This window comes from Bacillus cereus (assembly GCF_002561295.1).
GTDB lineage: Bacteria > Bacillota > Bacilli > Bacillales > Bacillaceae_G > Bacillus_A > Bacillus_A cereus_S.
The window spans coordinates 238,745-262,291 of sequence record NZ_NTUG01000002.1 but is presented as its reverse complement, the minus strand read 5'-3'; the positions used below and the strand labels follow the sequence as shown (position 1 = coordinate 262,291).

Genomic DNA, 23,547 nt, shown 5'->3' with positions numbered 1-23,547 from the left:
TCTCATTCGATATTTTAAAATCATGTATAAGTTAACGATCATATCGGAACATATAAGAATAAGAAAAGCTTTGTTAACTATTGTTCAAATAACTTTCTCCTATTTACAATGTTTTCCCAGAAGTTAACGCAAATGAAAAACGAGATTACATAACAATCCACTACGGTTGTGATGTAATCCCAATATATTATATAACATACAAATTCGTTTCCAGCAATTAATATGCTGTGAATCCTATTTTACAATTTAAAAATTCTCTTTTCCATTCCATATTATAGGTCAATTCTCTTTATTCTTCCACAATCCCAAAGGTTATAACTGTATGTTAACTATTTTATTTATTTTTATTACATAGTTATTTCAAGCACACCTTTTATTGCATTCAATCATATAATTTGCACTAAGGAAACATTTGTGTTCAAATAAAAACAACAACCGGAATATTTAAATGTATTGAAATATGTAATACGAATACATACAATAATTGCATTAAGCTACGAAACTAAAGGGGAAAACTACTATGAATAAAACTATAACAAAAGATGAACAAGCTCCTCCGCAAAGTACAACTGTTCAATCTGCTCAACTCGCTTTAAGCGGTGAAACAAAAGGAATTAAAAGATTACTTCCTTTTCTAGGACCAGCATTCATCGCATCCGTTGCGTATATTGATCCCGGGAACTTTGCTACAAATATTGCAGCAGGGTCACAATACGGTTACTTACTGCTTTGGGTCATTCTCGCTTCCAATTTAATGGCCGTTTTAATTCAATCTTTATCAGCGAAACTCGGGATTGCTACTGGTAAAAACCTTCCTGAAGTTGCTCGTGAGCATTTCCAAAAACCTGTTTCAATCGGTTTATGGATACAAGGTGAACTCGTTATTATGGTTACTGATTTAGCTGAGTTTATCGGAGCGGCTTTAGGATTATATTTATTGTTCAGCATTCCGATGTTACCTGCTGCCTTAATCACAGCAGTCGGATCATTCATTATACTTGAATTTCAACGTAGAGGCTTCCGTCCATTAGAAGCTGTTATTACAGGAATGGTCTTTATTGTTGTTGTTGCGTTTGGTGTACAAGTATTTTATGCAAAACCAGAGTTAAGTCCTCTTCTTTCAGGACTATTTGTTCCTAAATTCCAAGGGGTGGACAGTATTTTACTTGCAGCTGGAATTTTAGGCGCAACCGTAATGCCACACGCAATTTATCTGCATTCCGCTTTAACGCAGCGCCGCGTAGTCGGAACAACAGATGAACAACGTAAAAAGATTTTCCGCTTCGAATTCATCGATATCATTATTGCAATGGTGATTGCTGGAGCAATTAACGCAAGCATGCTCATCGTAGCAGCTGCCTTATTCTTTAAAAACGGATTACACGTTGAAGACTTAGACGTTGCTTTTCATGAGTTTAGCAACTTAGTTGGGCCTGTCTCAGCTAGCCTTTTCGGAATCGGGTTGTTAGCTGCTGGTTTATCTAGTTCTTCTGTCGGAACCATGTCTGGTGATATTATTATGCAAGGATTTATCCGCATGCATATTCCTTTATATGTAAGACGTTTTATTACTATGATCCCACCTCTTGTTATTATCGCTTTAGGTATAAATCCAACTTACGCTCTTGTTATGAGTCAAGTTGTATTATCATTTGGTATTGCATTTGCATTAGTACCGCTCATTATGTTCACAAGTAGTAAAAAGATTATGGGGGTACTCGTAAATCATCGCATTACAAGTGCAATTGCTTGGCTAATCGCTGGGCTCGTTATTGCTTTAAATATTTTCTTACTGTATCAAACATTTACTGGATAATAACTAAAAAGGATGTGATACACATGTGTATCACATCCTTTTTTAGTTTATTTAGGTGAAATGACATCCCCTATCGGTACTTCTTTACCATTCTTCAAACGTACCCCTCCATTTGGCATAGTTGCCCCCTCTATCCCTCGAAAATACAATGGTAATCCTTCTGAAAGAAACATGCTCGTCTTAGATGGATCTTGTCGTTGATGGTGTATATGTAAGTGCGGTTCACTGGTGTTTCCTGAGTTCCCGACTTTTGCAATCACCGTTCCTTCTTTTATTTGTTGTCCTTCTTTCACTCTTACTGATCCTTTCTGCAAATGGGCAAGGATCAAATACGTTCCCGTCTCATCTAAACGTAAATATATGTGATTACCTGTCATTGAATCAAAATCATCAGTTCCCGGTTTCAAATCCGGTTCATCATTATGAATCGAGATAACTGTTCCCGAAGCCGGAGCTACTACCTCCGCACCATATATACCGTAATCTTCTAGCTTCGAGCTTTTTATACTAGCTGGCGGAATGAGAAGATCGTATGCCCAGCGCTCGTTTGGTGCCCAGGCGTGATAATTCGTATCAAGCTCGTCCCCTCCCCATCCTACTAACACTGCTTGGTTCAATGGCAAACGAACCGTTACTTTTGGTTCTGCAGAATGGACATCTGCCGGGTAAGCAATTTGTCCTATTCCTATCAACCATCCTGCTGGCCAAGTTCCAACTATAGATAAAACCAAAATGAAAATAATTAGTTTACCTATACACCTTCTAGAAAACAGATTCCAAATAATTTTAGTCACTGTGATGATTAAAATTGCGATAGAAAAGAAACTAAAAGCTTGTATTCCCCACCAAGCAAAGATGGATACAATACCTCTAGCTAAATAAATTAAGCTCCAACCTATTAACAAAACTGCTAGCAAAGTAGTAAGTATGATTTTCTTCCACATATTATATCCTCCGTTTCCATATCTTCATTCGCTATGATATAAAACAGACTTTAAGACATATGAAAGAAATACTTACGACTTTCTTACGATTCTTTTTTATATACAGGTAAGCTGATTATAAATGTTGTCTCTTCTTTATTACTATCCACTGTTATATCACCTTCATGGATTTGAGCAATACTTTTAGCAATAGCGAGCCCCATTCCTTTTCCACCAGTATGAGCATTTCTTGATTTCTCTCCACGATAAAACTTTTCAAATACATATGGAATGTCTTCGTTTGAAATACACGGACCATAATTTTTTATTTTTATTTGAACATTCATGTTTTCAACTACTATTTCAATAACGATGCTCTTTCCAGACTTCCCATATACAATACTATTACTAATTACATTTTGCATAAGCCTTATAATTAATTTTATATCCACTTTAATGTGTACAGTTTGTTTGCACTCGATATAAAAATGTATCTTTTCCTCATCTAACTGTGGTACAAAATCAATCATGATTTGTTCTACTAATGGTTTAACTTCTATTATTTCCTTCTGTAACTGAATTTCCTTATAATTTATATGACAATATTCTAGTAGATCATCTATTTGATTTTTCAACTCATAACTTTTCCGCTTCAATACCGATATATACTGATCGCATTCTTCTATATTAGAATGCAGCTTACTCTCCACCAAATCAACATAACCAATTAAAGATGTTACAGGTGTTCGTAAGTCATGAGAAATGTTATGAATCATTTCATTTTTCATTTCTTGTGATTCTTTTTCTTTTTCAATTGAGTCACTTAAGCTTTCTACCATTCCATTAATATTTGTTGCTAATTGTCCAATCTCATCATTTTTTATTGTGGGTATACGTACATCTAAATGCCCTTTGCTTATCCGCCTCACACCTTGATTAATTTGCTCCAATCTTTTCATCATATTCTTTGATAATAGTAAGAAAAAGAGCGAGGTTAAAAGTAAAAAAACAACAAAATAAATAAAAGAATACGCCTCTTCAAATTTTTCAGCATCCCCATACATATTGCCAATTAAACTTTGGAACAGTGTAATACAAATGGTAGAGAATAAAATACTGCTTATAAAAACAAGAAAAAATTTCATCCTAATTCCTTGCAATACATTAATCTTCAATTTTATAACCGACTCCCCAAACATTTTGTATAATTGTTGATTCCTTTGGATTTTCTTCTATCTTATTTCTTAACCTTGCAATATGAACCATGACAGTATTATTACTTTCATGCGCTCTTTCTCTCCAAACACTTTCATATATTTCTTCTAATGTGAATACTCGATTTCTATTCTTCGCCATAAGATGCAATATGTCATATTCTGTTTTTGTAAGATTAATAGATTTTCCATATAACATTACTGTTCTAGATAATTCATCTATTTCCAAACCTCTAATTTGAATTTTGTTTTCATGTACTTCACTTGGAACTTGATTGAAATATGTATATCTTCTTAATTGAGCCTTCACTCGTGCTACGAGCTCCATCATACTAAATGGTTTTGTTATATAATCATCTGCTCCTGTACTTAGTCCAATAACTTTATCTATGTCTGCTGATTTCGCACTTAAGAACATCACAGGGATATTAAATTTTTCTCGTATTCTTCTACATACTTCAACCCCATCCATAGTCGGCATCATCACATCAAGAAGAACGAGTTGAATATTGTTCGTATCCAACATATATATCGCCTCGACGCCATCATAAGCTTGTATAACTTTGTAACCTTCTTGTTTTAAGTGCAATGCAATCAATTGAACAATATCTGCATCATCATCTACGATTAATATAGATTGTTGTTTCATAGTACACCCTCTTCAATATGCATTTGAAATATATTCCATAAAATTATATTAACATGTAGCAAAAGAGAATCCTCATTTCTTTTTAGCAATCATATTTTAGACAACGTACTATATTGTGAATACGCTTCTTTTCTAGTACGATAATTATCCTTCTAATTTCATCCTGGAAAACCCACTAATTAAATTACTTTATCGGTACGCAAATCTCACAATAACCGCCATAAACCATTTCTACAATATACCTTTCAAAAATCGGTTTGATATCAATTTGATAACTCTCCTTTACTTATTACACGTTCGTAAAAAAAGTGTTTAAAATTGCTAAATTCTCTTGTAAAAAAGTTTGATGCTTTTCAATGCCCCTTCTTTTACACCAACCAATTGAATTAAACGAATCGGTAAAACGATAAAACGGCAAAACTTCTTGTAAATCAATAAGTGGACGAATGGATTCATAGCCCTTTTGATAAGCTTCCATCGTTCCAGGATATTTCATAAAGATATCACGATTCACTTTTGTAAAATCCATTTCGGTTGCACCAATGCGGACACTTTCAAAGTCAATGATACCCGTCACTTGATTTTCAGCAACTAAAATATTCCCCGGCCGAAAATCCATATGTATAAAACACGGTCCATCTGGATCTGGTAGTAACGCTAGATGCCGTTCAAAATATTCCAATGACTGCTCATATAAACGCTGGTCAATTACTTCCTTTACATCTTTTGCGAAGGAATAAAAATGTTGCTTAATAAACTCAGACCACTGACTATATACATTGGAAACAGAGCTTTTGAAATCCTGTTCATTCGGAATAATTGCATGCAATTTGGCATGTTGTACTCCAATATCATATGCTAAGACCGCATTTACATTTCCTGTTGCCGGGACACCGTTGATTGCGGATAATAATAGTGCACCTGTAACATCCTCATTACCTTCCCAATAATCCAACACTTGCGGTACTACTAATTCACGACGGAATCGTTCCAGTACTGTATACTCGCGTTCCAACTTTACTTTGGAATACGGAATTTTTATATAGACCGTACGCTGATCCATTAACTTAATTTTATAAATCGTTGAACCAAAAGACTGCGGAACATCTTCAATTGTTAACACATTCAACCGAAACTTTTCTAATACTTGTTGTAGCTTATCCATGAAAAAATCTCCCTTTCTACAGACACATGGATTACCACACGTCAAACTGTTGCAGTAATCGGTAATCATGTATTTGCTAAATAAAGTGAAACTTTAATCAGTGGGGGGTTTCTTCATCTCCCACCTAACTTCTTTNNGCTCCCGACAGAGAGGCGTTTTTTGCCTCGTCCGAGGGAGCGAAACGACTGGAGATTTTAGCCGCTAGAGCTGGACTTTGCTTTCACTGAATTTTGAGGTGGGAGTGTTACTGTCCGTTAATGCGGGATAAAATATGAGATGTATTCTTCTAGTTTTTATGTACGAAATACATAGCACTACTCCCTATATATGCTAAAAACTAATAATCAGTGGGGAACACCCCACTGATTATTAGTTCAATTTATAAACAAACTATATTCACTTGAAAATTCCACATATCTTCTAGTATACTTTTACTACATATTTAATCCTCGCTTATAGCGACTCGCTTCAAAAATAATTCGCTCTTCATCTAAAGTTTTACATTCTCCATTCCATACAACCTGCTTCCCGTTAATAACAACATCTGATACGTCTTTTCCGCTTGCTGCATAAACAAGATGCGATAATACTTCTTCTGCTGGTTGTAAGTGAGGCTTATTGGATGGGTCAATGGTAATAAAGTCCGCACACTTTCCTACTTCAATAGAACCTGTTTGTTTCATACCGATTACTTCTGCGGCCCCTTTTGTTGCAAGTGAAAGAGCTGTTTCAACTGGTAATGTCGTTGCATCCTTATGAATTCCTTTTTGTAATAAGGTTGCGACGCGCAGTTCTTCAAACATATCTAAATTATTATTAGACGCGACGCTATCTGTTGCAATACCAACTTTAATCCCAGCCTCTAACATCGATTTCACATCTGCTATACCAGATCCTAATTTTAGATTACTGTTTGGATTATGAGCAACACGAACATCTTGTTCTGCTAAGAAAGCGCGCTCATTTTCATTTAACACAACACCGTGAGCAATAACTGTTGGTCTCTTAAACAAACCACAACTTGCTACATACTCTACTGGACGTTTGCCATATTGCGCTTCAATATCCCGTACTTCACGCTCTGTTTCTGAAAGATGAATGTGGACCATTGTCTGATTTTCTACTGCAATTCGCGCACACTCTTCTAACATTTCTGTAGAACATGCATATGGACTATGAGGAGCAACCATCGTTGTTAACATGGCACCTTCACTATAGTATTGCTTTATATATTTTTCAGCCTCTTGAATTGCTTTCTTCTCATCTGCTTTCGTTCCAAAGCTAAACAACGTTCTTGAAACTGCTGCACGCATTCCACTTTTACGAACCGTTTCCATAATAGCATCCTGATCTACACCAATTGGATTAAACATATCAGAAAATGCTGTCGTCCCGCTTTTTACCATTTCTAATAAACCAAGTTCTGTACTTGCAACGGCAAGTTCTGGTGTAAATTGACTTTCAAGTGGCCAAATTCTTGTTTCAAGCCAAGGCTGCAGTAACATATCATCACCAATGCCACGTAAAAGAGTCATCAGAACATGTGTATGCGTATTCACAAGACCTGGCAATAACCACTTTCCTTTTAAATCGATTACTTCATCTACTTGATTTTGATTAGAAAATTCTCCATTTTGTACTTCTATAATTTGACCATCTTCTACGATGATATATCCATTTTCAAAAACTTCATTCTGTTCATTTAACGTTGCAATCGCAGCGCTTACATAAGCTGTTTTCAAAAGTATTTCCCCTCTCGACTCTATGAAGTATATTCCCTTTAATAAGTTACCACCATTATAGTAACTTATTAAGTGTTAAGAGTCAAAAGATATTTCACCTCAGACAAATTCTACTGCATAAAGATATGCACTTTCTGCTTCAAAGCATAATATTGCCTTTGATTTGTGTCTGCAAAAGCTTCTTCTCTATTAGAAGAGGCATCCATATATATTATCTTTTCCGAAAATTGTGACGCTGTAAAATCATAGCGCTTGTCATTTATAATATTGTAAAAATGCCAAGCCTCGTCAACTGGCGTCTTCTTTATTTCTCCTCCAAACAAATCATGTATAACAAGCGCTGTTACACCACATTGTCCTTTTGCTGGATTTTCTCTTGTCCACTTTGAGCTCGTTTCTATTGACCAAGCATTTATCAAAATCTCTTGTATCTGCGCAATTTTCAACTCTCTCATTTCAGCATCTCCTATGTACACTCGGTTTTATACATCATATCTCAAAAGTGGTAAAAGTCGGTCTTTAAAAACGGTTGAAGGTGTCTCTCCAATTAATTTCGCTCCCATTTTCATATAATAGCCTTTTGCGTTCGGATCGCTATCAATCGTAAAACACTTCATTCCTAATTCAACTGCTTTTTCTACAACGCTTTGCCACAAAAGTTTCCCATAGCCTTTTCCTTTATAATTTGGATGTAAATATAAGAAATCAAGAGCATCTTCTTCTTTACGTTGGAATGAGAAAAAACCAATTTTTATTCCTTCACTTTCTAAAACATATACGTAGTTATTCATAATATAATCATCCGTAATTGTTAAGTCTTCCTTACACGCTTGTATAAATTCTTCACTGTAATCCCACGTTGCCTTTGATATTAGTGCTATATGACTTAGTTCATTTGCCTCATTTAATGATGCTGTCCTCACTATCATTTCTCCCTCTCCCTTTCTTTTATATTACAAAAAGAACCCTTACTTGTACTTTATCATCGTAAGAGTTCTCTCATCATTTTAATCTACCTTCGCTCCGTAACACCTCGCTACAGCAACTGCCTGTGTTATATCCAATCTGACATTTTTTAAATCAAATGTTCTAAAGTCAATTCTATCAACTACCGCTCCTCTTAAATCTGCACCCGTGAGTTTTGCTTTTCCTAATTGTACAGCTGTTAAATCTGCATTACGTAAATCAGCTTTTTCTAAATTACATTCATACAGATCGGCTTCAGCTAAACGAATACCCTTTAATTTTTGTTTACTTAAATTCGCAAATCTTAAATTTGTATATGACCAATCGCCGGATACAATCGTTATCCCATCTAAATTAGCCTCTTCAAAATCAGAACCCGTCATTTTACATTCCTCAAACTTAGAAACAAATAGATTTGCTCCAGAAAATTTACAATTTGCAAACGTACTTCCTTGGTGAATTGAAGCATTAAAAAGAGCGCCTGTAAAGTCACATTCTATGAAATTACAATTTTCCGTTACAAGTTCTGATGCATCTACACCTCTAAAACGACACTTTATAAATGTACAATTTTTTAATTCCTCTTCTTTTATGACTATATCTTGAAAATTCACTTCTACATATTCTTTATTTATAAACTCACTCATGATTCTCCTCCAATTTCTTAAAATAAAAGTCTCACTTCTGCAAAAAGTGAGACTTCCCATTTATACACTATGCTCATTTAACCATGAAATCAAATCTTCAAATACTTCATCCCTATTTACTTCATGAAACATTTCATGTCTTCCATTTTCATATAGACGAAGCGTTACATCTTTTACACCACATCTTTTATACATATCGTATACTTCTTTTACACCTTTTCCCATGTCTCCAACTGGATCACGATCACCTGAAAAAATGTGTATCGGAAGGTCTTTCGGCGTTTTTTCATATTCTTCTAATCTATTCACTTCAAGCACACCGTTAAATAATTCTCGATAAAAACTCGTCGAACAAATAAAACCGCACAATGGATCTTCTATGTATCTATCAACTTGATTTGTATCTGAAGAAAGCCAATCAAACTTTGTCCGATTCGGTTTAAAGTTTGAATTAAAATTCCCAAATGATAAAAAGTTCAACATTGGACTTTTCGTTTTTGCACCGCGCAGCTTCATTTCAACCGTTGCCACTTTATGACCTATTACACCTAAAAACCCAGGATTTCCACCCGTCCCAGAAATAAGAAATCCATCATATAGTTCACCACGAAGTTGCACAGCACGTCTTGATAAGAATGAACCCATACTATGCCCTAATAAAAAGAGCGGACAAGTATGTTCACTTCGAATCAATTCCGATACAAAGATGATGTCAGCAACAACCTGATTCCATCCAACATTCGGTTCAAAGTGACCGTAATCATCTTCATTCTTTACTGTCTTTCCATGTCCCCTATGATCATGAGCATACACACCATACCCTGCTTTCAATAAGGCAGCAATACATTCTGTATACACACCAGCATGTTCCGTCATACCATGTGCAATCTGTACAATTCCACGAAGTTCACTTTCCGGCAGCCACTTTCGCAAATAAATTTCTGATCCATCTAATACCGTAACAAAGCTTTCCCGTATGTTCATTTTGATGGCCCCAATCTATATAATCTATTCCGAACAATATTGATCTATATCTCCAAAAATGAATCATCATTCATTCTTCTTACTATGTATTATATGCAATTGTTCCCGTTATGACAAACACTGTATTTTTTAAACGAATCCTCAAATTATTATCTTGACGAACAATAAATATAATTATATAGTTACTTACATAAAGTAACTATATATTTTTCCAGGAGGTAGCAATTATGATTCCATCATTATTTTTAGCACACGGCTCGCCAATGCTTGCGATTCAAGATACAGAATATACACATTTTTTAAAACGACTTGGTGAAACATACAAACCAAAAGCAATTGTTATTTTCACAGCACACTGGGAAAGTGAAGTATTAACTATTTCATCTTCAAATGAAGAATATGAGACTATTTATGATTTTGGCGGATTCCCTCCTGAATTATATGAAATACAATACAAAGCAAAAGGTTCTTCTGCCGTTGCAAAGATGTTAGAAACAAAATTTAAAGATAAAGGGATTCCAGTTCAAAAAAATACAACTCGAGGATTAGATCATGGTTCATGGACTCTATTACATCGTATGTATCCAAAAGCTGATATACCTGTCGTTCAAATTTCAGTAAATCCATTCCTTCCCGCAAAAGAGCAATACGAAATCGGGCAGGCAATTCAAGGACTTGGCCAAGATGATATTTTAGTAATCGGAAGCGGTGTTACTGTGCACAATTTACGTGCGCTCAAATGGGATCAAACAACACCTGAACGATGGGCTGTCGAATTTGATGACTGGATTATAAATCATATGCAACATAACGATAAAGATTCATTATTTAACTGGGAAACTACTGCCCCTCACGCACATGTAGCTGTTCCAAGAGCGGAACATTTTGTTCCTCTTTTCATCGCTATGGGAAGTGGTAATACTGAAGGAAAAGTCATTCACCGCAGCTATGAACTTGGCACATTAAGTTATCTTTGCTTTCAGTTTTAATTGATTTCAAATAAAAAGGATGAAGCACTGTTTGCTTCATCCTTTTTGTCTTATGTTTATTCAATATTTACATCGTATATTTTTCATCTTATTAACTAACTTCCAAATGCTCTTTTTCTGACACCTCTATACCGTTACTATTGAAATATACCCAAATGCAAGCCAAGAATAAAAGCGATGATGTAGAGAAGAATACATAGTGAAATCCGGCGTGTGCTGCAATCTGTCCCCCGAGTACTGGCCCAATCATATTTCCTAAAAACTGAAAGGATTGATTATATCCAAAAATACGTCCAGTCACATGTTGTGGTGTATGTTGTTTTAGTAGCGTTTGTACAGAAGGTAACAACCCAGCTTGTGCGATCCCTAGTAGAAAGCGGAGTATTAATAACTGCCAAGCAGCTGTCACAAATGCTTGTGGGATAAAAAGAATTCCTGCAACGAACAATGCTACAACTAACGTTTTTTGAGGACCAATATGATCCGATAACCTTCCGAGTTTAGGCGCTGTTAAAATGACGGCTAAACCTGTCGCAGATATCACCGCTCCCGCAATCATTTCAATATGATCCGTATGAGGACCCGCCAAATGTTTTACATACAACGTAACAATAGGTTGTATGGACATATTTGCAAGTTGAATCATAAAAGTTGCTACAAATAAACTCATAATAAAATGTTTGGCTGGAACCATCGTCCATACTTTTTTCGGCTGCTCTTTTCTCGCTTGAGCAGAATGATTCGATTCATGTAAGAAGAAAAAGACGATTAAAAATGAAAGAAACAAAAAAGCACCCGTTACTAAAAACACATGACGCATTCCGATTAGTTCAGACAAGTACCCACCAAGCATCGGTCCAAGCAATGAACCACTTACACCACCAGTTGATATCGTAGAGATTGCCCAACCAGAATGCTCTTTCGGTGTTTCTGCTGCAATGAATGTCATTGCAGTCGAAAGGAATCCCGACACCGCCCCCATCAAAAAACGAAGTGCAACTAATTGATACACATTTGTGACAAATCCCATGAGTGTCATAATCATTGCCATCCCAAGACTCGCACGAATGAGCATCAATTTCCGCCCATGTATATCACCAAGTTTCCCCCATATTGGCGATACAATCGCGCCCATTAAAAAAGTTACACCGAAAGCAAGTCCCGACCACTGTGCAATTTCGGATGTACCTGTCACGCCTAGATCCTCAATATAAAAAGATAAAAATGGTATTACTAAACTCATACCTGCTGCCGTAGTAAAACAACCGAGCCAACAAATCATTAAATTTCTTTTCCAGCTCGCCATTTTCACACCTTCTTTCTTAGATACCCATTCTACACCCTTCCTCTGAAAAAGTTTAGTAATACGATTCCAATCACAATAAAACGCACAATTGATAGGAAATATTTTGCCTACCAATTGTGCGTTTTTCTAATTATGTATTAATTTAGCATTACATGTATGTTCATAAAACTCAATTGGGCCTGCCTGACCAATAATTGCATATTCATAGCCAATTTTTTTCATATCAGACAAGCATCGATGTAATAATTCTCTCCCAACACCTTTTACACGATTATTTTTAGCTGTTCCCATTGGTCCAAACAGTCCTTTTTTTCCTCTTACAATATCATAACAAGCAAAACCGATGATCTTCTCATCCTCTACTGCGATAAAAATTGGTATTTCTTTATAATTTTGAAATCCCTTATTTACCGCTTCAATCCACCTTTCACCAAATTCACACTTAACAAATTGAAGCAGCTCTTTCAAATCAGATTGAACAGCTTGCCTAACATTACAAATACAATCGTTCATACTTGTAGATGTTTCATAGTTGCTCAAATTTACAATCATATCTCTTGGTACTGATGCGATTTGTAAAATACTTTGTTTCACATCTTCATTTATTACCTTTTGAATCTCCCTATCTCGTTGAAGAATCACACTTAAAATATGGCCTTCATTTACATATACTTGATTAAATCGTGCCATCTTTTGTTTAGCTAACTGTAATACTTCCATTGTTTTATAAGACACTTTATAGCCTTGTACTTCTACATATCTTTTATCTTGGATTTTCATCTGTTGCAATTGTATAAATTTCGCCATAAAATTCATTCCCATATAACGGAATAAACACATATACAATTCACTACAAACTCCTGTCCCTTCTTTACACGTCCCTATAAATAAATCTAGTGGTTGAATAATATGTTCATGGCATTCAGCTTCCTTGCTTGCAATTTGAAAAATCCTATTTACTCGTTTTGTAAATTTAAATTCTTCCATATGTATTCTTCCTTTATAGTAATTTTTTAAATGTAAATCTAGCTCCCGTATCATCAGAATCAATATCCCATTCAATCTCCATCTCTTTCGCCATAACAGCAATAATGGATAATCCAATCCCTGCACCTTTATTTGGCGAATGAACATGTTGAAAACCTGGCCCATGATCAACAACTGTAATTGTTTTTTCCTCATGATCTATATATATCCCTATAAACTTCCCACCATCGGCATGCCTAACTACATTTTGAATTACATTATCTATCATTCTTTGAAACCAATTTTCATCGATATTCCAAAATAATTGCTTTTCTGGAATCACAATATCAACCTCAAAACCTTTCTCATCTAATATGTCATACCATGATGCAACAAGCTTTCTCATTAAACGTGTCATATCCGTTCGTTCTGGGTGATATGGATATTTTTTTGCCGATATTAAAGAATAAGATAATAAATTCTCAATTAATTCTGCCACATAATTAATTTTTTCGTCTATTAGCAACATTGTTTGATACCCTTTTACCGAAACAACTTCCTCTTTCAATGAATCTATTTGTGCACGCATTGTCGTTAATGGTGTCCGTAAATCATGAGAAAGATCTGCAATTAATTTTCTACGAAATTGCTCCTCTTCCGCCTCCTTCAATCGACTTTGCTGCAGAGCCTCTACCATACGATTAAAAGACTCCTCTAATAAACCAATCTCGTCCTGCTTTGATATAGAAACTTTTGACGGAAGTGTCTGGTCTTGCGGAAGTTCCATTGCTTTTTGTAGATTTAATAATCTTTTTCTAATTTTAAGAAAAAAGATAATAGAGATAATGATAAACGTTGTAAAACATCCAATAATAGCTACTTCAAAAATAATTTCATATCTTTCACGTATTTGAACAATTGGCGCCTTCACATATTTCCTCGGAATTTGAAATACCATAAATGCCCCTTGTTTCTCTTTCCCAATGTAAGATACAACTGTAAATGGATCGCCTTCAAAGCTCCTTTTCATAAATGCAACTGCATCACTTGCACTCCACTCCTGTGGAATATTTTGTTTTTCAGGAATTTGAAGGTTCGTTTTCCCTTTACTATCTACCCAAAACATTGATCCTTCTGGATATTTCTCTTGAAAGGCTTGAAAAGTTCGCTCAATTCCTTTCGGATTATTTTCACGTAAACCTGTCGCTCGATTTCTCCATTCCTCTTCTATTTGTACACTTGAATACGCAACTTTAAAATCCTCTATCCACTCAATAGATTTCATAAAGAGAAACGAACTAAGCGGAACAATAAGAGGTAACAATATAATTGCTATAAATATGATAAATAAATACTTTCGCAATAATGATGTACTTTTCATCATACTTTACACCGATAACCTATTCCACGTATGGTTTCTATTATTTGAGGACTACTTGGATTTCTCTCTATTTTTTCGCGTAAATGCCGGATATGAACCATCAATGATTTATCCCCTTCTATGTAGGATTCATTCCACACCGCCTCAAAAATTTGTTCTTTCGTTAATGTACGATTCATATTTTTCATTAAATAAAAAAAGATTTGATGCTGCTTTCCTGATAAAACAATTTCTTCATCCGTGTCTGCATCAATAATACGATATTCTTTCATAAATACTTTTAAATGCTTCACATGCTGCACTTCTGCTCCATCTTTGTTGTACCGTCTTAATAAAACTTCAATACGTGCCATCAACTCTTTTGGGTGGAATGGCTTTGTTATATAATCATCAGCAAATGTTAATCCATATATTTTATCTTCTAATGTCGTTCTTGCCGTTAGCATAATAATAGGAGTATCTGGATATTCCCTTTTAAAACGTTGACCAAGTGTAAAACCATCCAGTCCTGGTAACATTACGTCTAAAACAATGACATCTGCGATTTCACATACTTCATTCGTACCCTCCTCTGAAGTAAACCATGTCACTTCATACTCTTGTTTCTGCAATTCTCGTTTGACCCATTCTCCAATCTCGTGATCATCCTCAACATATAAAATGTGTGTCATTCTTTCACCTTCATATATAAATTTAACCTTTCTCTTCCATCATAAGGAATAGCACACAATTTGAAAACTAGTACACTCCAAATTTAGGGAATACTGTATAAATTTAAACAAATCTTAAACTCTTCTAACATTATCATTAACCTTTATTTCCTATACTTGATTTGAGGTGATAGGAACATGAATTATATTTTAAAAACGGCAGGGTTAACAAAAAAATATCGAAATGATTATGTAGTACATAACGTAGATTTAAAAATTCCAAAAGGAGAGATTTATGGATTTCTCGGTCCTAACGGAGCTGGTAAAACAACTAGCATTCGCATGTTATTAGGACTTATTAAACCAACGCAAGGAAATGTCATGATATTTCAACAAGATTTGGCGAAAGAACGCCTATCTATATTATCTAAAGTTGGAGCTCTCGTTGAAAATCCATCTTATTATGCCCACCTAAATGCCATTGAGAATTTAGAGGTTTATCGTATTTTAAGAAATGTGCCGAAAGAAAAGATTGAAGAAGTATTACAAATTGTCGGTTTACAACATGCTGCCACACAAAAGGTAAAAGAGTATTCATTAGGGATGAAACAACGGTTAGGAATTGCCATTGCCTTACTTGGCGATCCGCAGCTATTAATTTTAGACGAGCCGACAAATGGACTTGATCCAGAAGGGATTCACGAAATTCGTATACTAATTAAACAACTGGCGAAAGAAAGAGGAATTACTATCCTTATCTCTAGTCACTTATTAAGTGAAATTGATCAAATGGCAACTTATGTTGGAATTATCGCAAAAGGAAAGCTTATTTTTCAAGATAAAATAGAAATATTGCGTCAACATGCTCAGCATTCTATTACACTTATGACAGACAAACCAGATGCAGCTTGGAAGCTCATTCTCGCTAAAGGAATTCCTTCTATACAAGAAGAGAGAAAAATTCTTCTATCAAATGTATCAAATGAAACTGTTGGAGAGATTGTCAAAACACTTGTGACACATAACATTGCTGTATTTAGAATTGAAGAAAATAAAAAGTCACTCGAAGAGATATTCTTACAGCTTATAAAGGAGGAAGAGACACATGTACAAACGCCTCTTTCAGTCTGAGCTTTTAAAAATAAAAAGGAAGTGGATTTGGTTTTTAATCTTCTTAGGGCCAATCGGTATTATTTCCCTTCAAGCATGTAACTTTTTTCTCCGCTACGATTGGTTAACAGAGAAATATGCGAAAGACTTATGGGAAGGTCTTCTTTCTGAAGTTCAGCCACTTGCTTTAGTAACCCTGATATTAGGTACTACTATTATTACTTCTTTAATCGCTCACATGGAGCATCATTCTAGTTCATGGAAACATCTCTTATCCTTACCTATTCATAAACGACATGTTTTTCTAGTAAAATTCATATTGGTATTTTTTTTGCTTACTGTATCTTGTTCTTTATTATTAATTGGCATAGTTGGATTAGGTTTAACATTACAATTCGATGATTCCATTCCATGGCTTTCTATATTTAAATTGAGTTTCTATCCTTACTGGGCGGCACTACCACTTGTAGCTCTACAACTATGGATTGCTATCACATTTCAAAACCAAAGTATCGCATTTACAATCGGACTTTTAGGAACTATTTTCACAATGTTTTCAGTAGCTCTTCCCAATTGGTTCATATGGAGGTGGCCAAGTCTACGTATTGACTGGGGATCTCCACTTCTATGTGTAGCAATAGGCATAATTGTTGGTATATGTATGTTAAGTATTGAAACAGCAGATTTTACTAGAAGGGATGTGCATAAATAATGCTTTGGCTTAAAACTATGCAAGCCGAATTTTATAAAATGAGAAAAACTAAAATATGGACATTATTATTTTTAAGCCCGATTTTGGCAGGAGGCATAGCTTATGCAAATGCCTTAAACTATCCTGATTATCAATATTGGGAGCTAATTTATAATATTATGATACTGGTGCATGGTACATTGCTTCTCCCATTATTAACAGGTATTTTCACTGCATATATTTGCCGATATGAACATGCAAACGGTGGATGGAAACAACTTTTAGTACAACCGACAGCAAGGTATCACACCTATATCATAAAATTTTTCTTTGTTCTCTTATTTGTGGGTACAATGCAACTTCTCTTCATCATAAGCTTTGTTAGTGTTGGGCAACTTTTGCATTTGTCTGGTTCTTTCCCGCTCATTCCCACACTTAAAAGTACTATAGGGGGCTTTATCGCTACTCTACCTTTAATCGCTTTACAATTATGGGTTTCAACCATTTGGTCTAGTTTTGCTGCACCGATTGCTTTAAATGCTATAGCTTCTATACCAGCTCTAATGATTGCAAATTCCGAAAGATTCGGTCCTTTTTATCCATGGGCCCAACCATTTTTAGCTATGCTTCCTAAAGAGGACTCACAGCTATTTTATCTTTCTTTTGAAACACTCGTATTTGTCGTAATTGGTAGCTTTGTTATTTTGTTTATAGGCGGCTTCGTTCATTTTATGAAAAAAGCATATTAACCTTTTACATACCAATAGCCCAAAACTATTTAAAACAGTTTCGGGCTATTCAACGTAACTACACACACAAATGATATCCATACATAATAGAAACAATTATTCCAACTACAAATATTCCCGGCAATAAATTAGCCACTTTAATTTTAATAACCCCCAGCAAATTGAGTCCGATTGCAAAAATCATAATCCCACCAGTCGCAGTCATTTCTACAATAAATTGATTCATTAGTTTCTCTGGTACAAAACTATTAATTTGCGTTGCAAAAATTGCAATACCTCCCTCATATAAAATAACTGGTATTGCTGAAAATAGTACGCCTATTCCGAGTGTTGTTGTTAAAATAATAGAAATAAATCCGTCAATAATTGCTTTTGTAAATAGTACATCATGATTCCCTCGGATACCACTATCTAAAGCTCCAAGTACCCCCATCGCTCCGATAGCAAAGATAAGTGTGGCTGTTACAAAGCCGAGAGATATACTTCCTTCTCCTTTTGAGCCAGCCTTTTTTTCTAACCAATCTCCTAAACTCTTTAATTTTTCTTCTAACTCCAACCATTCTCCAATTACCGCTCCCATAACGAGACTTATAATTACAACAAGAAAGTTTTCACTTTTCAATCCCATTTGAAGACCAAGTATAGTAACAGCTAAACCAATTGCGTGCATCACCGTCCCTTTCATACTCTCTGGAATATTGCTTAATAGTTTACCTAATATAGTACCAATTATGATACAAATTCCGTTTACTACTGCTCCTAATATAACCATTACGCCTTCTTCATCCTCTTCAACTATTATTTTTCTATCATACATACAAGAAAATTAACAGAATTTTCGAAAATACACAAACAAAATGAACTTATGTATTGTATTCTTTCATTGTTTCATGTTACCGTAATATTGCATGCACCATGAGATGAACTCTCATTACATATCTATAATAAAAGCTCCTATCTATCTTACATATTATACGAAACTCTTATTAGTGAGTTTTCTAAAAGTCAGTCATTACATAAAAATAAAAAGGAAAAATAACTATGACAACTTTATTTAAACGATTTATTTTAATAGTAATTCTTATTACGCCGATTGTTTTATTAATAAATCATTCCTTTACATCAAAAGCAAAAGATGCAGCTGGAGAAGAAAATAAAACAACGAAAACCGAAAAAAAGAAAAAAGAAGATCCTGAAATTACACTTACCTTTTCAGGAGACACAATGTTCGATTGGCAATTGCGACCGGTTATTCAAAAAAACGGTGCTGATTATCCGTTTCAACATGTAAAAGATGAAATAACAAAAGCTGATATTTCCTTTATAAACTTGGAATCTGCATTTACAACAAAGGAGAAAAAAGCTCCTGGTCAGTTATTCTGGATTAAAAGCGATCCTTCCACATTACAAGCTATTAAAAACACAGGCTATGACATTGTGAATATTGGTAATAACCATACCCTTGACTATGGACAAGATGGTTTAATGGATACAATCTCTCACGTAGAAAAACTAAAACTTCCTTATATTGGGGCTGGAAAAAATGCAAATGATGCATACACAGCTAGAGAAATTACAGTAAAGGGAAAAAAATTCAAATTTCTTTCCTTTGTTCGCTTTATGCCTGACTTTACTTGGGTAGCCGGTAAAGATAATCCTGGTGTTGCCAATGGGTATGATATCAATCTCGTAACAAAAACTATCAAAGAGCAAAAGAAAGATGCCGATTACTTGATTGTCTATATGCATTGGGGCGTTGAAAAATCAAATCGACCTGTAGATTATCAAAAACAATATGTTCCGAAAATGGTTGAAGCGGGTGCCGATGCAATTGTTGGAAGTCACCCACACTGGTTACAAGGGTTTGAATACTACAACAAAGTCCCTGTTGCTTATTCGCTAGGAAACTTCTTGTTCCCTAACTATGTAAAAGGAAAAAGTGCTGAAACAGGTGTATTAACCCTTACCTTTAAAGGAAAAGACGTACAAATGTCATTTAATCCTTATATCATTCGTAATGATCAAGTTTCACCAGTCACTCCTGAAGAAAAGAAAAAAGCGTTACAATATTTACAAACTGTTTCAACAGATGTAGAAATTGATGAAAATGGAACAATAAAAAACAAACGTAGTTAGAAAAAAGGAAGCTTTTGCGTAAAAAGCTTCCTTTCTCTTTGTATATTAAATCAATAAATCAAATAAAATGGGATTTTTATTTAACTCCATAAACTGAATATTGTTTTCGTGAAAACGAGTAATTAACGGTTCATAATCTTCCTTATGTTTTAACTCCACTCCAACAAGTGCAGGCCCATTCTCTTTATTGTGTTTTTTAATATATTCGAAACGAGTAATGTCATCCTCTGGTCCTAAACCTTTGTCTAGAAATTCTCGCAATGCTCCAGAACGCTGTGGGAATTCAATAATAAAGTAATGTTTTAACCCCTCGTAAATGAGAGAGCGCTCCTTCATTTCTTGCATTCTATCAATATCATTGTTTCCACCACTTACTATACAAACAACGGTTTTTCCTTTCAGTTCATCCTTATAAAAATCGAGTGCGGCAATGGAAAGAGCACCGGCTGGTTCAGCAACGATTGCATTTTTCTTGTACAACTCTAAAATCGTTGTACAAATCTTCCCCTCAGGAACTAATACAATATCATCCAGTACTTCTTTACAAATCTCAAAAGTCAATTTCCCTACTTTTTTAACTGCCGCCCCATCAACAAAACTATCAATCTTCTCTAAGGCCACATTTTCATTTTGTAAAAAAGCTTCCTTCATCGATGCTGCTCCCTTTGGTTCTACACCGATTACTTTTGAAGTTGGACTCACACCTTTTACATATGTACCGATACCTGATGCTAAACCACCCCCACCAATTGCAGTAAAGACATAATCAACAGGTTTCTCCATATCGTGTAAGATTTCAACAGCAACTGTCCCTTGCCCAGCAATTACATCCAAATCATCAAATGGATGTACAAACGTCATATGATTATCTTCACAATAACGCTGTGCTTCTTGGAAAGAGCTATCAAAAGTATCCCCCACTAAAATGATTTCTGCATAAGCACCTCCGAAAAATTGTACTTGAGATACTTTCTGCTTAGGTGTTGTTGTTGGCATAAAAATTTTAGACTGAATCTTCAATAAATTACACGTGTATGCAACCCCTTGCGCATGGTTACCAGCACTCGCACATACAACACCATTTTGTAATTTCTCTTTCGGTAAACTTTGAATATGGTTGTACGCACCTCGAATTTTAAACGAACGAATCACTTGCAAGTCTTCTCGTTTCACATATACGTCACATTCATATTTCTCAGATAAAACGGAATCTCGCTGCAGCGCTGTTTTATTGACGATATCCTTCATATGATTGTGAGCTACGAGGATATCTTCAATTTTCACTCTCTCCCTTACATTTTGCACCATCTCGTACCACCCTTTATCATATGGATTTAATTTAAATTTTGTATTTTCAATACAGCTCCTGTATTTGCAGATGTTACCATTTGTGCATAACGCCCAAGCCAGCCTGTTTTCACTTTCAACTCTGGTTTTTTCCATTTTTTTCTACGATTTTCTAATTCTTCATCACTTACTCTCACTTCAAGTAAACGTTCTTCTACATCAATACATACAATATCTCCTTGTTCTAGAAGCGCAATTTCTCCGCCTGCAGCAGCTTCTGGGGAAATATGCCCAACTGAAATCCCACGTGATGCCCCCGAAAAACGACCATCTGTTAACAGTGCAACGTCTGCACCTAATCCCATACCAGCAATTGCTGATGTTGGTGCTAACATTTCCGGCATACCTGGACCCCCCCTCGGTCCTTCATAACGAATAACAACAACATCTCCTTTTTTCACCTTCCCAAGCATAATGCCAGCAAGTGCCTCGTCTTGAGATCCAAAAATAACGCATGGCCCTTCAAATCGTTTTACCTCTGTTGCACCACTTTTAATGACAGCCCCATCTTTTGCAAGGTTACCTTTTAATATACGCAGGCCACCTTCTTCACTATGAGGATTTTCAAGAGAGTGAATCACTTCTTTATCCTGAATTTCTGCATGAGCGATGTTTTCTCGTAGCGTCTGACCAGTAGCTGTCATACGATCAAGATGGAGTACCCCTTCTTTCCTACTTAATTCTTTTAAAATAGCACTGATGCCGCCCGCACGATCAATATCTTCCATATGCCAATTCGAAGCTGGGCTCACTTTACATAAATGTGGAACGCGTCTTGACACTGCATCAATTCGGCTCATATCATACTCGAGTCCCGCTTCCTGCGCGATTGCTAGCGTATGTAATACTGTATTTGTTGATCCACCCATCGCCATATCTAATGCAAATGCATCGTCAATCGCTTCTTCTGTCACGATATCTCTTGGCTTAATATCACGTTCAATTAATACTTTTAATTTTTCAGCTGCCTGTTTAATTAGTTCCTCACGTCTTGGATCTGTTGCTAAAATACTTCCATTACCAGGAAGGGCCAGCCCTAATACTTCACATAAACAGTTCATTGAGTTTGCAGTAAACATACCTGAACAGGAACCACAAGATGGACAGCCATGATCTTCAATATCCTTTAATTCTTCTTCTGAAATCTTTCCAGATTGATAAGCCCCTACTCCTTCAAAAACAGAACTTAAGTCGACTACTTCTCCTTTTGATGTTTTTCCAGCTGCCATCGGTCCACCTGAAACAAATACAGTGGGAATATTGACGCGCAGTGCTGCCATCATCATACCTGGTGTAATTTTGTCACAGTTTGGAATACAAATCATCCCATCAAACCAATGTGCATTTACTACCGTTTCAACAGAATCAGCAATAATCTCACGGCTTGGAAGTGAATAGCGCATACCGATATGCCCCATCGCAATCCCATCATCTACCCCAATTGTATTAAACTCAAACGGAACCATCCCCGCTGCACGTACCGCTTCTTTTACAAGACGGCCAAATTCATTTAAATGTTTATGTCCTGGAATAATTTCAATAAAAGAATTACAAATCGCTACAAATGGCTTATCAAAATCTTCATCTTTTAAACCTGTAGCTTTTAATAAACTGCGATGTGGTGCTTTATCGAAACCCTTTTTAATCATATCACTTCTCATTTTCCCAATCCTCTCCTGTTCATTTTCTAAAATAAAAACTCTCACCTCAGCAATCAATGACTACAACATAGTAGCTTTGATTGCTGAGGCGAGAGTTCCGCGTTACCACTCAGCTTCCTTATATTTCTCACGAAATATAAGCTCTATAGGTCCTATCAGACCCTCGTCCATTTATCGGAGACGATACCGTCACTCTCTACTCAGTTTCCCTTTCGCAAGCGATGCTCCGAGGTGATCTTCAATGATCTGATCGTTACCACCCTTCCAGCCATGGGGTAGCTCTCTAAAACTTTCATAATCATCTACTTTCCTCTTCTTTGCATATAAAACGTATATAAGTTAGAAAATTCCAAATGTTTTTGTTATTACACGTATTATAGGACTTTGTTCTTTTCATTGTCAATAAATTTTTTGAATATTTATTTTTTAATTTACAATTAGATTATTTTTATCAA

At 35.5% G+C, this 23,547-nt stretch carries 22 protein-coding genes, 1 pseudogene and 1 other annotated feature; of the genes and pseudogenes, 7 read left to right on the top strand and 16 right to left on the bottom strand.

The features are described 5' to 3' along the window. The first annotated feature begins 520 nt into the window (after positions 1-520). Entirely contained in the window at positions 521-1,816 is a 1,296-nt protein-coding gene (locus tag CN373_RS01945; RefSeq protein ID WP_098358718.1) for an Nramp family divalent metal transporter, read from the top strand. A 47-nt stretch (positions 1,817-1,863) separates the two neighbouring features. Here CN373_RS01945 and CN373_RS01940 read toward each other — a convergent pair whose 3' ends face one another. The 4 genes from CN373_RS01940 to CN373_RS01925 form a co-directional block, all read right to left on the bottom strand. Next, on the bottom strand, positions 1,864-2,760 hold the full coding sequence (locus CN373_RS01940) for a M23 family metallopeptidase (RefSeq protein WP_098358717.1): 897 nt from the start codon (positions 2,758-2,760) through the stop codon (positions 1,864-1,866). Positions 2,761-2,843: 83 nt separating this feature from the next. Next, on the bottom strand, positions 2,844-3,884 hold the full coding sequence (locus CN373_RS01935; protein WP_098358725.1) for a sensor histidine kinase: 1,041 nt from the start codon (positions 3,882-3,884) through the stop codon (positions 2,844-2,846). Between the two features lie 19 nt (positions 3,885-3,903). Then, positions 3,904-4,602 (bottom strand): response regulator transcription factor, encoded by a 699-nt coding sequence (locus CN373_RS01930; RefSeq protein WP_098358716.1) that lies wholly within the window; start codon positions 4,600-4,602, stop codon positions 3,904-3,906. A 289-nt stretch (positions 4,603-4,891) separates the two neighbouring features. Further along, the gene (locus CN373_RS01925; RefSeq protein ID WP_098358715.1) at positions 4,892-5,767 is read right to left on the bottom strand and encodes a phosphotransferase family protein; all 876 of its coding nucleotides are present in this window, start codon (positions 5,765-5,767) and stop codon (positions 4,892-4,894) included. Positions 5,768-5,782: 15 nt separating this feature from the next. Between CN373_RS01925 and CN373_RS25040 the strand changes: the two are divergent. Continuing rightward, a pseudogene (locus CN373_RS25040) lies at positions 5,783-5,851 on the top strand (cell wall hydrolase); the annotation flags it as partial. A gap of 350 nt (positions 5,852-6,201) precedes the next feature. Here the strand turns inward: CN373_RS25040 and CN373_RS01920 are convergent. The 5 genes from CN373_RS01920 to CN373_RS01900 form a co-directional block, all read right to left on the bottom strand. Next, a complete protein-coding gene (locus CN373_RS01920; RefSeq protein WP_098358714.1) occupies positions 6,202-7,509 on the bottom strand; it encodes a bifunctional S-methyl-5'-thioadenosine deaminase/S-adenosylhomocysteine deaminase in 1,308 nt (435 codons plus the stop codon). A 110-nt stretch (positions 7,510-7,619) separates the two neighbouring features. Continuing rightward, positions 7,620-7,964 carry a YunG family protein gene (locus tag CN373_RS01915; RefSeq protein WP_001208676.1) on the bottom strand — a complete coding sequence of 115 codons (345 nt, stop codon included), beginning with the start codon at positions 7,962-7,964 and terminating at the stop codon, positions 7,620-7,622. Positions 7,965-7,991: 27 nt separating this feature from the next. Further along, positions 7,992-8,438 carry a GNAT family N-acetyltransferase gene (locus tag CN373_RS01910; protein ID WP_098358713.1) on the bottom strand — a complete coding sequence of 149 codons (447 nt, stop codon included), beginning with the start codon at positions 8,436-8,438 and terminating at the stop codon, positions 7,992-7,994. Between the two features lie 78 nt (positions 8,439-8,516). Next, a complete protein-coding gene (locus tag CN373_RS01905) occupies positions 8,517-9,122 on the bottom strand; it encodes a pentapeptide repeat-containing protein (protein WP_098358712.1) in 606 nt (201 codons plus the stop codon). 60 nt (positions 9,123-9,182) lie between these two features. After that, positions 9,183-10,106, bottom strand: a complete 924-nt coding sequence (locus CN373_RS01900; RefSeq protein WP_098358711.1) for an alpha/beta fold hydrolase — start codon at positions 10,104-10,106, stop codon at positions 9,183-9,185. Positions 10,107-10,333: 227 nt separating this feature from the next. Here CN373_RS01900 and CN373_RS01895 point away from each other — a divergent pair, with 227 nt between their 5' ends. Further along, positions 10,334-11,095 (top strand): DODA-type extradiol aromatic ring-opening family dioxygenase, encoded by a 762-nt coding sequence (locus tag CN373_RS01895; RefSeq protein WP_098358710.1) that lies wholly within the window; start codon positions 10,334-10,336, stop codon positions 11,093-11,095. 91 nt (positions 11,096-11,186) lie between these two features. Here CN373_RS01895 and CN373_RS01890 read toward each other — a convergent pair whose 3' ends face one another. The 4 genes from CN373_RS01890 to CN373_RS01875 all read right to left on the bottom strand — a co-directional run bounded on the left by CN373_RS01890 (position 11,187) and on the right by CN373_RS01875 (position 15,419). Next, entirely contained in the window at positions 11,187-12,401 is a 1,215-nt protein-coding gene (locus CN373_RS01890) for a multidrug efflux MFS transporter (RefSeq protein WP_098358709.1), read from the bottom strand. A gap of 126 nt (positions 12,402-12,527) precedes the next feature. Beyond that, a complete protein-coding gene (locus CN373_RS01885; RefSeq protein ID WP_098358708.1) occupies positions 12,528-13,388 on the bottom strand; it encodes a GNAT family N-acetyltransferase in 861 nt (286 codons plus the stop codon). Positions 13,389-13,401: 13 nt separating this feature from the next. Next, complete coding sequence (locus CN373_RS01880; RefSeq protein ID WP_235676708.1) at positions 13,402-14,748, bottom strand: HAMP domain-containing sensor histidine kinase; 1,347 nt, start codon at positions 14,746-14,748, stop codon at positions 13,402-13,404. Further along, positions 14,748-15,419, bottom strand: a complete 672-nt coding sequence (locus CN373_RS01875) for a response regulator transcription factor (protein ID WP_098358706.1) — start codon at positions 15,417-15,419, stop codon at positions 14,748-14,750. The genes CN373_RS01880 and CN373_RS01875 overlap by 1 nt, the downstream gene beginning before the upstream one ends. A gap of 177 nt (positions 15,420-15,596) precedes the next feature. Here CN373_RS01875 and CN373_RS01870 point away from each other — a divergent pair, with 177 nt between their 5' ends. The 3 genes from CN373_RS01870 to CN373_RS01860 are packed head-to-tail and all read left to right on the top strand — an operon-like array spanning position 15,597 to position 17,948. Further along, positions 15,597-16,529 carry an ABC transporter ATP-binding protein gene (locus CN373_RS01870; protein WP_098358705.1) on the top strand — a complete coding sequence of 311 codons (933 nt, stop codon included), beginning with the start codon at positions 15,597-15,599 and terminating at the stop codon, positions 16,527-16,529. After that, complete coding sequence (locus CN373_RS01865) at positions 16,504-17,220, top strand: ABC transporter permease (protein WP_098358704.1); 717 nt, start codon at positions 16,504-16,506, stop codon at positions 17,218-17,220. The genes CN373_RS01870 and CN373_RS01865 overlap by 26 nt, the downstream gene beginning before the upstream one ends. Next, complete coding sequence (locus CN373_RS01860; protein WP_098358703.1) at positions 17,220-17,948, top strand: ABC transporter permease; 729 nt, start codon at positions 17,220-17,222, stop codon at positions 17,946-17,948. The genes CN373_RS01865 and CN373_RS01860 overlap by 1 nt, the downstream gene beginning before the upstream one ends. A 58-nt stretch (positions 17,949-18,006) precedes the next feature. Here CN373_RS01860 and CN373_RS01855 read toward each other — a convergent pair whose 3' ends face one another. Beyond that, complete coding sequence (locus CN373_RS01855; protein ID WP_098358702.1) at positions 18,007-18,720, bottom strand: DUF554 domain-containing protein; 714 nt, start codon at positions 18,718-18,720, stop codon at positions 18,007-18,009. A gap of 269 nt (positions 18,721-18,989) precedes the next feature. On the opposite strand from CN373_RS01855, the gene CN373_RS01850 reads away from it, so the two are divergent. Beyond that, positions 18,990-20,084, top strand: coding sequence for a CapA family protein (locus CN373_RS01850; protein ID WP_000209138.1), 1,095 nt, complete (start codon positions 18,990-18,992; stop codon positions 20,082-20,084). A 45-nt stretch (positions 20,085-20,129) separates the two neighbouring features. Here CN373_RS01850 and ilvA read toward each other — a convergent pair whose 3' ends face one another. After that, positions 20,130-21,392 (bottom strand): threonine ammonia-lyase IlvA, encoded by a 1,263-nt coding sequence (gene ilvA / locus CN373_RS01845; protein ID WP_098358701.1) that lies wholly within the window; start codon positions 21,390-21,392, stop codon positions 20,130-20,132. Between the two features lie 26 nt (positions 21,393-21,418). Then, positions 21,419-23,092 carry a dihydroxy-acid dehydratase gene (ilvD, locus tag CN373_RS01840; RefSeq protein WP_098358700.1) on the bottom strand — a complete coding sequence of 558 codons (1,674 nt, stop codon included), beginning with the start codon at positions 23,090-23,092 and terminating at the stop codon, positions 21,419-21,421. An 81-nt stretch (positions 23,093-23,173) separates the two neighbouring features. Then, positions 23,174-23,419 (bottom strand) — a binding site (T-box leader). Positions 23,420-23,547 lie beyond the last annotated feature (128 nt).